The organism is Halomonas sp. TD01, assembly GCF_923868895.1.
Classification (GTDB): domain Bacteria; phylum Pseudomonadota; class Gammaproteobacteria; order Pseudomonadales; family Halomonadaceae; genus Vreelandella.
In genome coordinates this window covers 662,970-677,311 of record NZ_OV350343.1, presented here as the reverse complement: position 1 = coordinate 677,311, position 14,342 = coordinate 662,970, and the positions used below count along the sequence as shown (strand labels likewise).

At 53.8% G+C, this 14,342-nt stretch carries 14 protein-coding genes; 7 read left to right on the top strand and 7 right to left on the bottom strand.

All coding sequences use genetic code 11. The annotated features are described in order from the left end of the window. Positions 1–13 precede the first annotated feature (13 nt). From L1X57_RS03130 to map, 7 genes are all read right to left on the bottom strand, one after another. On the bottom strand, positions 14–403 hold the full coding sequence (locus tag L1X57_RS03130) for a hypothetical protein (RefSeq protein WP_039869448.1): 390 nt from the start codon (positions 401–403) through the stop codon (positions 14–16). Next, positions 400–1,572 carry a succinyl-diaminopimelate desuccinylase gene (gene dapE, locus L1X57_RS03125; RefSeq protein ID WP_009724134.1) on the bottom strand — a complete coding sequence of 391 codons (1,173 nt, stop codon included), beginning with the start codon at positions 1,570–1,572 and terminating at the stop codon, positions 400–402. Before dapE ends, L1X57_RS03130 begins: the two co-directional genes overlap by 4 nt. Then, positions 1,559–2,584 carry a 2,3,4,5-tetrahydropyridine-2,6-dicarboxylate N-succinyltransferase gene (gene dapD, locus L1X57_RS03120; protein WP_009724135.1) on the bottom strand — a complete coding sequence of 342 codons (1,026 nt, stop codon included), beginning with the start codon at positions 2,582–2,584 and terminating at the stop codon, positions 1,559–1,561. The genes dapE and dapD overlap by 14 nt, the downstream gene beginning before the upstream one ends. A 57-nt stretch (positions 2,585–2,641) precedes the next feature. Next, positions 2,642–2,989 (bottom strand): Spx/MgsR family RNA polymerase-binding regulatory protein, encoded by a 348-nt coding sequence (locus L1X57_RS03115; RefSeq protein WP_009724136.1) that lies wholly within the window; start codon positions 2,987–2,989, stop codon positions 2,642–2,644. Between the two features lie 29 nt (positions 2,990–3,018). Continuing rightward, complete coding sequence (dapC, locus tag L1X57_RS03110; RefSeq protein ID WP_009724137.1) at positions 3,019–4,215, bottom strand: succinyldiaminopimelate transaminase; 1,197 nt, start codon at positions 4,213–4,215, stop codon at positions 3,019–3,021. A 128-nt stretch (positions 4,216–4,343) separates the two neighbouring features. After that, positions 4,344–7,019, bottom strand: a complete 2,676-nt coding sequence (locus L1X57_RS03105; protein ID WP_009724138.1) for a [protein-PII] uridylyltransferase — start codon at positions 7,017–7,019, stop codon at positions 4,344–4,346. After that, positions 7,019–7,810 carry a type I methionyl aminopeptidase gene (gene map / locus L1X57_RS03100; protein ID WP_009724139.1) on the bottom strand — a complete coding sequence of 264 codons (792 nt, stop codon included), beginning with the start codon at positions 7,808–7,810 and terminating at the stop codon, positions 7,019–7,021. The genes L1X57_RS03105 and map overlap by 1 nt, the downstream gene beginning before the upstream one ends. A 335-nt stretch (positions 7,811–8,145) precedes the next feature. Between map and rpsB the strand changes: the two genes are divergently transcribed. From rpsB to ispC, 7 genes are all read left to right on the top strand, one after another. Beyond that, positions 8,146–8,895, top strand: coding sequence for a 30S ribosomal protein S2 (rpsB, locus tag L1X57_RS03095; RefSeq protein WP_009724140.1), 750 nt, complete (start codon positions 8,146–8,148; stop codon positions 8,893–8,895). Positions 8,896–9,115: 220 nt separating this feature from the next. After that, positions 9,116–9,985 carry a translation elongation factor Ts gene (gene tsf, locus L1X57_RS03090; RefSeq protein ID WP_009724141.1) on the top strand — a complete coding sequence of 290 codons (870 nt, stop codon included), beginning with the start codon at positions 9,116–9,118 and terminating at the stop codon, positions 9,983–9,985. Positions 9,986–10,107: 122 nt separating this feature from the next. After that, the gene (gene pyrH, locus L1X57_RS03085) at positions 10,108–10,881 is read left to right on the top strand and encodes a UMP kinase (RefSeq protein WP_009724142.1); all 774 of its coding nucleotides are present in this window, start codon (positions 10,108–10,110) and stop codon (positions 10,879–10,881) included. Positions 10,882–10,885: 4 nt separating this feature from the next. Next, positions 10,886–11,443: a ribosome recycling factor gene (gene frr, locus L1X57_RS03080; RefSeq protein ID WP_009724143.1), complete on the top strand. Its 558-nt coding sequence runs from the start codon at positions 10,886–10,888 to the stop codon at positions 11,441–11,443. A 106-nt stretch (positions 11,444–11,549) separates the two neighbouring features. After that, on the top strand, positions 11,550–12,335 hold the full coding sequence (gene uppS / locus L1X57_RS03075; protein ID WP_009724144.1) for a polyprenyl diphosphate synthase: 786 nt from the start codon (positions 11,550–11,552) through the stop codon (positions 12,333–12,335). Then, positions 12,328–13,149 (top strand): phosphatidate cytidylyltransferase, encoded by an 822-nt coding sequence (locus L1X57_RS03070; RefSeq protein WP_234667917.1) that lies wholly within the window; start codon positions 12,328–12,330, stop codon positions 13,147–13,149. Before uppS ends, L1X57_RS03070 begins: the two co-directional genes overlap by 8 nt. Beyond that, entirely contained in the window at positions 13,146–14,333 is a 1,188-nt protein-coding gene (gene ispC, locus L1X57_RS03065) for a 1-deoxy-D-xylulose-5-phosphate reductoisomerase (protein WP_009724146.1), read from the top strand. Before L1X57_RS03070 ends, ispC begins: the two co-directional genes overlap by 4 nt. Positions 14,334–14,342: the final 9 nt, after the last annotated feature.

The window sequence follows — 14,342 nt, the reverse complement described above, 5'->3', positions numbered from 1 at the left end:
GGGTCTTGTGCGTTTAACGGCCTGAGTCAGGCCACTCGATGGCTTTTTCCTGGCCACCTGGCAATACCTGCCAGAAGCGATCAGGGTCATCGCCTGGGTGCCAGCCACCTAGCGAGCAGCGTACTTCTGTTTGCAAGGCCTCTGCGGCGTGCTGAGCGCACTCTTGGTCGGTGTGCCACGGAGTATGGTGGCTATCAAACCACAAGCTGGCAAAACCATCAGCAGCATTGTCTACTAGCAATACTGGCACCTCCTCGCCTTGGTAGTGCCCGCGGGTTTTCCATTTGCCTTTGCCTGCTGGGCTAAGTGGCGGTGCATCAAGAGCTTCGCTTAGCCACGCATTGACCTTATCTATCGTTACGCGGGCAAGATATACCTCGATATCAGGAAACCGCTCCATCATACGCTCACCTCATCGTCCGTTAACAAGGCTTGAAGCGTTGCCTCATAAATGCGGCTTAGCTCATCCAGGTCACTGGCACGCACGCGCTCATTCACTTTGTGAATGGTGTCGTTAAGTGGGCCAAGCTCGACCACTTGGGCGCCAAGAGTCGCAATGAAACGACCATCTGAGGTGCCGCCACTGGTTGAAAGCGCAGGGCGTTCGCCGGTAACGGCTTCTACCCCGCGAATGGCAGCATCGACTAATTCGCCTTCTGCGGTCAGAAATGGTTCGCCGTTGAGTGTCCAATCGATGTGGTACTCAAGGCCATGCTTATCCAAAATCGACTCGGTGCGGCTTCTTAGCATCTCATGGGTAACTTCCGTGGAATAACGGAAGTTAAACACAACTTCTACTTCACCTGGAATGACGTTAGTGGCCCCAGTGCCCGCACGAAAGTTAGATACCTGGAAGCTGGTGGCAGGGAAGAAGTCATTGCCCGCGTCCCAGTGCTCGTTAACCAGCGTATCTAGTGCGGGCATCGCTTGGTGAATAGGGTTGCGCGCAAGATGCGGATAGGCCACATGGCCCTGCACTCCTTTAATATGTAGAACGCCACCCAACGACCCGCGACGACCGTTTTTAATCATATCGCCTAGTCGAGAGGTCGAGGAAGGCTCCCCAACAATGCAATAGTCCAGGCGCTCGTTGCGTTCGCGTAAATGCTCAACCACTGCACGGGTGCCATCAACGGCAGGGCCTTCCTCGTCGGACGTGATTAAAAACGCAATGCGGCCATCGTGCTCTGGGTGGGCCGTCACAAAGCGCTCAACGGCGGTGAGCATCGCCGCTAGGCTGCCCTTCATGTCTGCTGCGCCTCGCCCACAGAGCATGCCGTGCTCATCAATACATGGCTCAAACGGTGGGAACTCCCAGTTCGTATGGGGCCCACTGGGCACGACGTCGGTGTGGCCAGCAAAGGCTAATACGGGGCCATGATGGCCTCTTATTGCCCAGAAATTTTTGACATCGCCAAACGGCAGTTGCTCGATATGAAAACCGAGCGCCGTTAAGCGCTCGATCATAAGGTCCTGGCAGCCTTCGTCATCCGGCGTTACCGACGCCCGGCTTAGTAGCTCAAACGCGAGTTGCAGCGTGGGCGACAGCGTTTCAGGCTCAGTTATGGGCATGCAGTGCCTCGTTCAGCGCAATGGCGCTTTTATTGGTCAGGCACTCAATACGGCCGTTTTGCGAATTGCGGCGCAGTAATAAGTCATCCTGGCCAGCTAACTCGCGTGCTGCCACGGTGTTAACTTCCTGATTCTGGTCGTCGAGCAGGGTAACTTTCGAGCCTGCGGTAATATACAAGCCCGCTTCTACGGTGCAGCGGTCACCTAGTGGAATACCGATGCCAGCATTGGCGCCGATCAAGCAGCCTTCGCCTACCTTGATGATGATATTGCCGCCGCCAGAAAGCGTTCCCATGGTAGAGCAGCCGCCACCCAGGTCAGAGCCTTTACCGACCATAACGCCTGCAGAAATGCGCCCTTCGATCATGCCGGGGCCTTCAGTGCCTGCGTTGAAGTTGACGAAGCCTTCATGCATTACCGTGGTGCCTTCACCTAGGTAAGCCCCTAGACGCACGCGAGCAGTGTCGCCAATGCGGATGCCCGTGGGCACCACGTAATCGGTCATTTTGGGGAATTTATCAACGCAGTCGACTGACAGCGCTCGACCCGCTAAGCGCGCTTTCAAGCGGCGGGCGGGCAGCTCTTCGATATCAATCGCGCCTTCGTTGGTCCAGGCAATATTGCGCAGCAGGCCAAACATACCCGTCAGATCCAAGCCATGAGGCTTCACTAAGCGGTGAGAGAGCAGGTGCAGCTTTAAGTAAACTTCAGGAGCAGTTTGCGGTGCCTGATCGCTTTCTAAAAACATCGCGACCAGCGGACGATGGCTGGCGGCGAATGATTCGGCGAGTGCTGCCTGCTCAGAGTGGCCGGCAGCTTCCAATGCTTTCGCTAGGCGCGTGCAATCTTCGGGCAGGAAGCTGATCGCCGTATTTCCAGCGGGGGCGTCTAGCGCCTCTTTGGCTGCGGCTACCAAGCTGTCTGCAGGATTAAACAGCGGTGCTGGGTAGTAGATTTCTAGCCAGTCGCCCTGAGTATTTTGGGTGCCGATTCCAAGCGCGAAGCTCAGCATAACGCGTCTTCCTTTAAAGTTTTGATTCACAATCAGTTGTTAGGATTCAGCGGCGTGTTAGCCGCTGAGAGAGTCGTAATCGCCGTCGCGGTAGCCCACTAAAATAGTGTCGTCGTCAACTTCTAATAGGGGTCTTTTGAGCAGCGTAGGCTGCTCAAGCAATAGCCTGCGGGCAGAGGTAGCATCCAAGCTGTCTTTTTCTTCCTGGGGTAAGTCACGCCATGTTTTGCTGCGCTTATTAAGCGCCTCTAATAGCGGTACGCGCTCAAGAATGTGCTCAAGTAGGCCAGCTGAAAGACCATCCTTACGTAGGTCGTGAGTCTTGAAAGGGATGCCTTTCTCTTCAAGCGCTTTGCGTGCTTTGCGGCAGGTATCGCACGTGTTGATGATATAGAGTGTCAGCATACAGCCTCCTTAAATAAACCTACGGCGTCTTAGCCGCGCTCAACCAGTTGACGAAGTCGCTCAGCTGCTTCAAGTGTGGGTGCAAGTTCCGCCACTAACGCTAAACGTAGTCGTCCCGAGCCGGGGTTATGGCCATTTTGCCCAGAACGACCCATGAGGCTGCCAGGTAAGACGCTGACGTGTTGCTCGCTAAATAGCCGCTGGGTAAAGGCAATATCATCACCGTCTGGCACCGCTGGCCACAGGTAAAAGCTAGCTTCCGGCGTAGGGAAGTTCATTACCGGAGCCAGAACGTCGGTCACTGCGCTAAATTTTTCGCGGTAAGCATCCCGGTTGGCACGTACGTGGGTTTCATCCTGCCAGGCGGCGATAGAGGCGTGCTGAAGCGGCAGCGACATTGCGCAACCGTGGTAAGTGCGGTAGCGCTTAAACGGCGTGAGAAGATCCGCGTCACCGGCTACAAAGCCGGAGCGTAGCCCTGGCAAGTTGGAGCGCTTAGATAGCGAATGAAACACTACGCAACGTTGGTAGTTGTCGCGGCCAAGCTCCGCACAGGCTTGTAGCAGGCCTGGGGGGGGCGTGTTTTCATCCAGATATAATTCTGAGTAGCACTCATCAGAGGCGATGATAAAGTCGTGCTCGTCGGCCAGCGCGATCAGTTGCTTGAATTCTGAAAGTGGCGTGACGGCCCCTGTGGGGTTGCCCGGAGAGCAAATAAATACGATTTGCACATCACGCCAAGTCGCTGCGCTGACCGCCGAAAAATCGGGGCGGAAGCCGTTGTCAGCCGTGCAATCTAAATAGAGCGGCTCGCCCCCTGCCAGTAGAGTGGCCCCTTCATAAATCTGATAGAAGGGGTTAGGTACAGCCACCTTGGCGGGGCGATGACGATCCAACGCTGCTTGCACAAAAGCAAAAATCGCTTCTCGGGTGCCGTTAACGGGGAGTACTTGGCGTTCGGCATCTAGCCCGGCAAGCGAGAAACGTTGCGTTGCCCAGCGGGCGATTGTTTCGCGTAGGGCGGATAGGCCGTTGGTAGCCGGGTAGCGGGCCATCTCTAATTGATGGGTGACCAGCGCTTCTAATGCCCCCGCGTAAGGGGCGTGTTGAGGCTCCCCAATGGTAAGGGGAATATGTTCAAGCCCCGCTGGTGGCACAAGCGCTGCCTTTAGGGCCGCTAGCTTTTCAAACGGATAGGGGTGCAGAACGTTTAGATCGGGATTCATGGCATGTCCGTTGATAGCCTAAAGGCGGTGTTGGATGTCTGTAAAACGACCAACTAAACCGCCGATTATAGGCAACCCCTGGTGCCACCTCAAACTTAACCACCAAGGTGTCGCTCACATTTGAACGCTTACACGCCTAACACTTCGATAAGCCGTTCGCGAAGCTGCTGTTGCCGTTCTGGATCGGTTAGCGGTTCACCCGCTTTCGTGGTGATAAAGAAAACGTCTTCAACCCGTTCACCCAGCGTGGCAATTTTCGCCGCCGATAAGGCAATATCCTGTTCCATAAAAATACGCCCGACGCGAGCCAGCAGGCCGGGGCGGTCTGGGGCCGTCAGCTCTAGCAGCGTACGTTCGTTGGCTGGGTCCTGCTCAATCACTACCTCGGTGGGCACTTTAAAGTGCTTAAGTTGGCGCGGTGTGTGGCGCGTAACGATCTCTGGATAGTCATCCGGGTCATCCAGCTCTTCGACGAGGTGCCGACGCATCTCCTCAATATGCTCAGGATCACGGATAGGCTGGCCATAATGATCTAGCACAATAAACGTGTTGAGCGTCCAGTCGTTGTGCGAGGTGGCGATGCGGGCATCATGGATAGATAGGCCTAGTTGCTCCATGGCGGCGGCGGTCGCCGCAAATAAATCGTCTACCGAACGGGTGTGGATAAAGACCTTAGTGCCACCTTCGGCCATATCGGCGGTGGGCGCACTAATTAAGACCAACGGCAAAATAGACGGCTGATGGGCAAGAATACCTTGGGTCTGCCAAACAATTTCGCTGGGCGCGTATTGAAGAAAATAGTCTTCGCCGAGGGATTCCCACAGTTGATCAATCTGAGCGCTGTCTACGCCGACTGTTTGCAGTAATGAGCGGGCTTCAGTACGGGTTTCGCGCACCCAGTCATCTCGGTCAGGCGGATTTTTTAGCCCCCGTCGCAGTGCACGCTTGGTTTCGGCATGAAGCTGGCGCAACAGTGACGCGCGCCAACCGTTCCACAGAGTGGGGTTGGTGGCGTTTATGTCGGCCACTGTGAGCACGTAGAGGTAATCTAAGCGGGTCTCGTCGCGTACGGTTAGGGCAAAGTCGCGGATCACGTCTGGATCGCTAATGTCACGCTTCTGAGCGGTCATGGACATCAGTAGGTGATGCTCCACCAGCCAGCGCAGTAAATTGGTATCGTGTTGGGAAACGTGGTGACGGTGACAGAATTGTTCAACATCACGTGCGCCAATCTCAGAATGATCGCCGCCGCGGCCTTTACCAACATCGTGAAACAGTCCGGCAATCCACAGCAGATCCATTTTCGGCAGTTGATGAATCAGTGTGGCTGCGACGGGGAAGTCATCTTTAGCATCCGATTTGCGAAAGCCGTGTAAAAACTTCAGCAAGCGGAGGGTGTGGGCGTCTACTGTGTAAATGTGAAACAAGTCATGTTGCATCAACCCGACAGCGCGACCAAATTCTGGAAGATACTTGCCTAAGATGCCATAACGATTCATGCGCCTTAACTGACGAGGGACATTGCCGGGAGCCCGTAAAATGGACATGAACAGCCGCTGATGGCGCGGGTCTTCGCGGTAGTGATCATCGATTTGATGGCGGTGGTCGCGGATCAAGCGAATGGTGTCAGCGCGTACGCCTTCTATTTCCGGGTGCTTGGCCATTAGCAGGAACAATTCCAGCATGGCCGCAGGGCGTTCACGGAACAGGTTACGTGAACGCACCTGGATATAACCGCCCTTGATTTCGAAGCGCTCGTTCAGTTTGACGGTTTCCAACGCCTCTTTACCGCGCAGGATAACCTCATCGAAGTGCTGTAACAGCATATCGTTAAGCCCGGCCAGGGCGGTCACATGCCGATAGTAGCGTTTCATAAACTGTTCAACCGCTAAGCGCTCTGGGGTATCCCGAAAGCCAAACATTTCGGCAATGGTGCGCTGGTGATCAAACAGCAATCGGTCTTCGGCACGGTCTGTCAGCATGTGCAGGGCATAACGCACCTGCCACAAAAAGGCTTGGCCCTGGCTTAAGATGCGAAGCTCGGCATCATTCATAAAGCCATTCGCGACAATGTCGGCGTAGTGCTCAGTGCCAAAGTGGCGTTTGGCCACCCAGCCAATCATTTGAATATCACGCAGGCCACCTGGGGAGCTTTTGAGGTTTGGCTCTAGATGGTATTCAGAGTTGTTGTAACGGTAGTGGCGAGCAATTTGTTCTTGCCACTTCGCTTCGAAAAAGCGGTCAGCAGGCCAAATATGCTCGGCGCTAAGCCGTTCACGCATCTTTTGGCGAAGGTGTTCAGGGCCAGCGATAAGCCGTGATTCCAGTAGGTTGGTAATCACGGTGACATCGGCTTCAGCTTCCCGCTCACAGTCATTAAGCGAGCGCACGCTATGGCCGATCTCAAGACCGATATCCCATAAGAAAGTAATGAAAGCGCTTAGTGGCTCGCGGTAGAGGGTGTCGTCATCGTGCTCTAGTAGCAGCAGGAGGTCGATATCTGAGTGCGGATGCAGCTCGCCACGCCCATAGCCACCCACAGCCACCAAAGCAACACCCTCGTCAGGCCAATCGTGCTGTTCCCAGGCGATGGCTAGCAACTGATCCAGATACCACGCCCGTCCGCGGACTAAGTCGCGTATATCTGCCCCGGAACGAAACTGTTCATCCAACCTGGCTTGTAGCTCTCGAAGCGCCGCTTTAAACGGCGCAATAGGGGAGCGTGATCCAGCTAGTTCGGTACGAAACATAGCGAGATCATAAAGCGTGGTGTCCGGCTCGAACCGGTAGTGGTGAAGAAGCATCAGCGATTCAGAAAACTGAAGTCTTCGTCGCTGCGTGCGGTCAGCACGTCAACACCGGTTTCCGTGACCAGCAGCGTGTGCTCCCACTGAGCTGACAAGCTTCGGTCTTTAGTGACCGCTGTCCAGCCATCGCGCAGCACCTTGGTTTTATAGCCACCTACATTAATCATCGGCTCGATGGTAAAGCACATGCCAGCTTCCAGTCGGATGTCGGCATCTGACGCATAACCATCATAGTGAAGAAACTGCGGATCTTCGTGGAAATCGGCACCGATGCCGTGGCCGCAGAAATCGCGTACCACGGAATAGCCGTGGGCTTCAGCATGTTGCTGAATAGCGCGGGCAAGTTCCGACAGGCGTACGCCTGGCTTTACCAGCTCAATGCTTTTGTATAGACACTCTTGAGTGATGCGGCATAAGCGCTCGCCCTGGATTGTGTCGCCAATCACGAACATCACGCTGGAATCACCGTGGTAACCATCAGTCGTTCTGACGGTAATATCCAGATTCATTATGTCGCCGTTCTTCAGCTTTTTGGCATCATCAGGAATACCATGACAGACCACGTGATTGATCGATGTGCAGGTTGCTTTCGGAAAACCGTGGTAGTTCAACGGCGCAGGCGTAGAGCCTAAATTATTAACAATGAAATCGTGGCACAGGCGATCAATTTCACCCGTCGATATCCCCGCTTTGATCTGGGGAGTGATCATTTCAATGACGCTGGCGGCTTGGCGCCCGGCTTCGCGCATTTTCTCGATTTCAGAAGGCGTCTTGATAGGAACGTTCATGAATTCTCGATGTAGACTCTAAAGTAAGTGGTGAACGGCAATAGTGAGCGGTAAATTAAGACCGTTACATGCGCTGTGACTTCATCTTGGTAATGATCTATGGTATAAAGCCGCGCGCTTTCCTGCAATCGCCATCCAATGCTTCTTTGTCGGTTGGTCATCTGCAGAAAGGCTATTTAAACGCAATGCGGGAATTCTGTGTTGCTAAACAGCAAGCCTTGAAAACACACATGCACCGGCACATGGTCCCGGGTGCCGTTGGCGACGTTTAACGACGCCACTGGTCGGATCCATGGGGTGCGTGGAGGCCTAACCCGAGTTTCAGGAGTTTTATCATGTCTCACGTTAATATGCGTGACCTGCTGAAAGCAGGCGCTCACTTCGGTCACCAAACCAAGTACTGGAATCCGAAGATGGGTAAGTTCATCTTCGGCGCGCGCAATAAGATTCATATCATCAACCTCGAGCACACTTTGCCGGCGCTGAACGAAGCGATCGACGTGGTTGAGAAGATGGCGGCATCCAACAACAAAATTTTGTTTGTTGGCACCAAGCGCAGCGCTAGCAAGATCATCAAAGAAGAAGCAAACCGCGTTAACCAGCCGTTCGTCAACCATCGCTGGTTGGGTGGCATGCTGACTAACTTCAAGACTATTCGTCAGTCCATCAAGCGTCTGCGCGACTTAGAAACAATGCGCGAAGACGGTACGTTCGAGAAGCTGACCAAGAAAGAAGTCTTGATGGCGACGCGTGAGCAGGACAAGCTTGAACGTTCTATCGGCGGTATCAAGAACATGGGCGGCCTTCCTGACGCACTGTTCGTTATCGACGTTGACCACGAGCGCATCGCGATCAACGAAGCCAACAAGCTGGGTATCCCGGTTATTGGTGTGGTAGATACCAACTCAAACCCAGATGGCGTTGATTACGTGATCCCGGGTAACGATGACTCCATCCGCGCTATTCAGATCTACGTGAAAGCAATTGCTGACGCGTGTGGTCGTGCGAAAGAAGGTCGTCCGGATGAGTTTGTCGAAGTGACTGAAGAAGCCGCTTCTGCCGACACTGACGCTGCTGCCGAGTAACGGTTGCAGTGGTGCGGCGGCCAGGTAAGCCGCATCATGTGTTTAAGAGGGGGCCTTACGCCCCCTTTTTCCCGCTTTGAGTTCGCTCAAGCGGGCCGAACATGCCGGACACTCAATGCCGGCGAATGCTCTGCAAAGTGATACGCAACGGTCATCTACCGAGCCTATACTCTGTAGCGCATTTAACTTTCAGCTAGAACCATTTCCGAGGTGAAAACTCATGGCAGCTATCAGCGCCTCTCAGGTTAAGGAACTGCGCGAACGTACCGGTCTTGGCATGATGGAGTGTAAAAAAGCACTTACTGAAGCCGACGGTGATATCGAAGTTGCAATCGAGAACCTGCGTAAAAGCTCTGGCCTTAAAGCCGCGAAGAAAGCGGGTCGTACCGCTGCAGAAGGCGCCGTTGTTACTCGTGTAGCAGAAGACGGCAGCTACGGTGTGATGGTCGAGATCAACTCCGAAACTGACTTCGTTGCCCGTGACGACAACTTCATCGCTTTCACCAACAAGATCGTTGATGCGTTCTTTGCGGCGAAAAACGAAGACGTTGCAGCGGTAATGGCTGGCGATCTCGAGTCGACTCGTGAGCAGTTAGTACAGAAAATCGGCGAGAATATCGGTGTGCGTCGTGCCGTTGTTGTGAACGCTGTTGAAGGCGGTTTGGTCGGTGAATACGTTCACGGCGGCCGTATTGGCGTTCTGACTGTTCTGAAAGGTGGTAACTCGGAAGCTGCTAAAGACGTTGCTATGCACGTTGCAGCGATCAATCCGTCGGTTGCACATCCAGAAGACATGCCGCAGGAAGAGCTGGATAAAGAAAAAGCGATTATTCTGGCCCAGCCGGACATGGCCGGTAAGCCTGAGCAGATCGCTGAGAAAATGGTTCAAGGCCGTCTGAAAAAGTACCTGGCCGAGAACAGCCTGACCGAACAGCCGTTCGTTAAAGACCCGAACCAGTCCGTTGCCGAGTTCGTGAAAGCGGTAGGTGGCGAAGTGGTTAGCTTTACTCGCTTTGAAGTGGGCGAAGGCATCGAGAAAGAAGAAGTCGACTTTGCTAAAGAAGTTATGGAACAGGCTGGCCGTCGCTAAGGTCAGAGGTTTCAGAAAGAAGATGGCGTGCGCGCGAGCGCACGCCTTTGTGTATCCGGCCCCTGTGAAAAATTGGGGTCGTCTCGCCCGCCTGTGTTCAGGTCTGCCTCAGGAGAGATGCCATGTCACGTGAAGTTCAAGAGTCCACCCCCGCGGTTACTGTCAGCAAGACTGAAAAGTCGAAATCAAAATACAAGCGTATTTTGCTGAAGTTGTCTGGCGAAGCGCTAATGGGTGAGCACGATTTTGGTATTGATCCGAAAGTGCTGGATCGTATGGCGCTAGAGATCGGCCAGTTGGTTGGCATTGGCGTTCAGGTGGGTATTGTGATTGGTGGTGGAAACCTGTTCCGTGGCGCGGCACTTAATGAAGCCGGCATGGATCGGGTCACGGGTGACCACATGGGAATGCTGGCAACAGTGATGAATGCGCTAGCAATGCGGGATGCACTTGAGCGCTCTAATATTCGCTCGCGGGTAATGTCAGCGATTCCCATGAGTGGTGTGGTGGAGCATTATGATCGCCGCACCGCCATCCGTTATTTAACGTCGGGAGATGTGGTGCTGTTTTCTGCTGGTACGGGTAACCCTTTCTTCACGACCGACTCTGCAGCCTGCTTACGAGGCATTGAAGTAGATGTTGACGTGGTGATAAAGGCCACCAAGGTGGACGGCGTGTACAATAAAGATCCGGTTAAACATCCCGATGCCGTGAAGTACGACCAGCTCTCTTACGACGATGCCCTAGACCAAAAATTGGGTGTTATGGATTTGACCGCAATCTGCCTGGTACGTGACCATAATATGCCGGTGCGGGTATTTGATATGAATAAGCCTGGTGCCCTGCTGAATTTGGTAGTAGGGGGCAAGGAAGGCACGCTGATAGACAGAGGGTAATATCGTGATCAATGACATCAAGAAAGATGCAGAATCTCGCATGAAGAAAAGCGTTGAAGCGCTGCACAGTAACTTCAACAAGATCCGTACGGGGCGTGCTCATCCCAGTATTCTCGACGCTGTTACCGTTGATTATTACGGTGGCCAAGTGCCGCTAAATCAAGTGGCTTCCGTTAACGTGGAAGACGCTCGTACGCTGACAGTGACGCCTTGGGAGCAGGGCATGGTGCCCAAGATTGAGAAGGCGATTATGACGTCTGACTTGGGTCTTAATCCTGCCAGCGCAGGTAATGTCATTCGTGTGCCGATGCCGATGTTGACGGAAGAAACGCGCAAAGGTTACATCAAACAAGCGCGTAGCGAAGCCGAGCATGCGCGCGTGGCGGTGCGTAACGTGCGTCGTGATGCCAACGGTGATTTTAAATCTTTGCTGAAAGATAAAGAGATTACCGAAGACGATCAGCGCCAGGGTGAAGACGAAATCCAGAAGCTGACGGATAAGTATATTGCTGAGATCGATAAAGCGCTTGCCGCAAAAGAACAGGATCTCATGCAGGTATAGTTATTACTGTAAAAATAGCTACCTGCTTTCAATCAACCACGGGGAGCTTGGCTGCCCGTGGGCCATCGCTTGGCTTTATTATGACTGATCTTTGGTGCGAGAACCCATGACGTCTCCGCAGCTTCCCCAAGCGCAGCAGGACGGCGCGACGCCTTCTCGATCCGAGGAGGCGCCGCCATCCCATGTTGCTATTATTATGGATGGTAATAACCGTTGGGCACGGGCACGTGGACTTTCCGGGGTGCGCGGTCACCGAGCCGGTGTCGAAGCCGTGCGAGCGGTTATTGAACGCGCTGCGCAGCGAGGCGTTCAAACATTGAGTCTTTTTGCTTTTTCGAGTGAAAATTGGAAGCGTCCAGCGGCCGAGGTGAATGCCTTGATGGAGCTGTTTTTGATGGCGCTTAAACGCGAAGTCAAAAAGCTCAACGAGCGTAATATTCGCCTGTCAATTATTGGCGAACAGCGAGGCTTCTCCCATGCTATTCAAAAGCATATTCAGCGCGCCGAGGCGTTGACCGCAGAGAATACTGGCATGCATTTGGTTATCGCTGCCAACTACGGCGGCCAATGGGATCTTGCACGAGCAGCTAGGCAGTTGGCGGAGCAAGTAGCCGCAGGTGAGTTAGTGGCCTCTGACATTGATGAGACTCGCCTTGATGCGGCGATGAATACGCACAATGTACCGCCGGTAGATTTGTGTATCCGCACCAGCGGAGAGCAACGGCTATCTAACTTTATGTTATGGCAGTTGGCTTACGCAGAGTTGCATTTTTCGCCACTGCTCTGGCCAGATTTCAACGGGGCGGCACTTGATGAGGCACTAGACGATTTTTGCCTGCGTCGCCGTCGTTTTGGTATGACCGACGCACAAATTGAGGCGCAAGGTGCTTAAACAGCGGATGATTACTGCAGCCTGGTTGGCGCCCCTAACGCTGATCGGCTTGTTCGGACTACAAGGCGGGGCCTTTGCACTTTTTACAGCGTTTATTGTGCTGTTAGGTGCTTGGGAGTGGACCAACTTAGCCGGTGTAGCTCGCCAGGGAACGCGCTTTTCCCTGGTAGCCGTTATGGCGGTATTAATGCTGGCTATGTGGCTAGGTGGGGCAGCGTTTGCCGCTTGGCCGCTTTGGCTGGCAGCTGTGGGGTGGGTGATTAATCTTTATTGGGTGACGCACTATCCTAATACCGCCGGTCAATGGCAAGCCACCTCTCGACGGTTGCTAATGGGGATCTGGGTGCTGCTGCCGTGCTGGGTAGGGTTCAACGTGCTTCGCGATAGTGGCGCTGTATGGTTGCTATTTGTGCTATTGCTGGTCTGGACTGCGGATATCGGCGCCTACTTTGCTGGCAGGCGTTGGGGGAAAAACAAGCTTGCTCCAAAAGTAAGTCCAGGTAAGTCCTGGGAGGGTGTTTACGGTGGTCTTGCGGCCACATTATTGCTAGCGATTATGTTCGCGGTGTGGCAGCCCATTAGCCTTATGGGGGGAGTCGCACTGGTAGTGATTACCGGTTTAGTTACGCTGATTTCAGTGCTTGGTGATCTGCTGGAAAGTATGCTTAAGCGCTATCGAGACATCAAGGATTCAAGCCAGCTCTTGCCAGGCCATGGCGGTGTACTGGACCGCATTGATAGCCTGACGGCAGCAGTGCCTATTTTTGCACTGTTCTATTTGCAGGTGCTCCACCCACAGGTGAGCGTCCTATGAGCCAACCAGCTGTTCAGCGCATTACAGTGCTTGGTTCAACAGGCTCAATTGGTAAAAGCACCCTTGATGTCATTGCTCAATACCCTGACCGCTATCGCGTTTATGCCTTAACGGCTCATACGTCAAAAGAAGCGCTCTTAGCGCAATGTCGCGTTCATCAGCCAGCGGTTGCCGTGTTAGATAATCCGGGTGATGCGGCCTGGTTGCAGCAAGCACTTTCAGCGTCAGGACTCTCTACTAACGTTCTAGCGGGGCCAGAGGCGCTTTGCCAGGTTGCGCGAGAAACGCATGTAGATACGGTGATGGCCGCTATTGTTGGCGCAGCGGGTCTGCTTCCCGCATTAGCGGCTGCTGAGTCAGGTAAGCGCGTGCTGTTAGCCAATAAAGAAGCGCTGGTGATGAGTGGTGCGCTGTTTATGGACGCTATTGCACGCTCAGGTGCTACTTTATTGCCGATTGATTCCGAACATAATGCTATTTACCAGTGTCTACCTACCGAGCACAGGGGAGGATTGCGTCAGCACGGTGTTCGCCAACTGCTGCTTACCGCCTCTGGAGGGCCTTTTCGTGGCTGGCTGGCAGAAGATATTGCCAAGGTGACGCCCGAGCAGGCTTGCCATCATCCTAACTGGTCAATGGGGCGCAAAATCTCCGTCGACAGCGCGACGTTGATGAATAAAGGATTGGAACTTATCGAAGCGTGCTGGCTATTTGATGCAACGCCTGATCAGATACAGGTCGTGGTTCATCCGCAAAGCGTTATTCACTCTATGGTTGCCTATGATGATGGTTCGGTGATTGCGCAGCTGGGTAATCCTGATATGCGCACACCGATCGCTTATGGTTTGGCGTGGCCGGAACGGATTGATGCGGGTGTTGAAACGCTGGATCTTTTTCAGGTGGCGCGTCTGGACTTCGAAGCTCCCGATGAAGCGCTCTTTCCCTGCTTGAAGCTCGCCCGTGAGGCAATGCATAAGGGAGGTGCCGCTCCTGCGATTTTGAACGCAGCGAATGAGGTTGCTGTAGGTGCTTTTCTGGAAGGCCAGCTTGGCTTCAGCGCGATTGCTGATGTAGTGGCAAAAGTGATGGCTCTACCGTTTGAAGAACGTGCCGACACGCTTGAGCAGATACTATCCGCAGATCAGTGGGCACGGGAGCAAACGGCACTAATAGTATGCCAGTAGTTCGCTTAG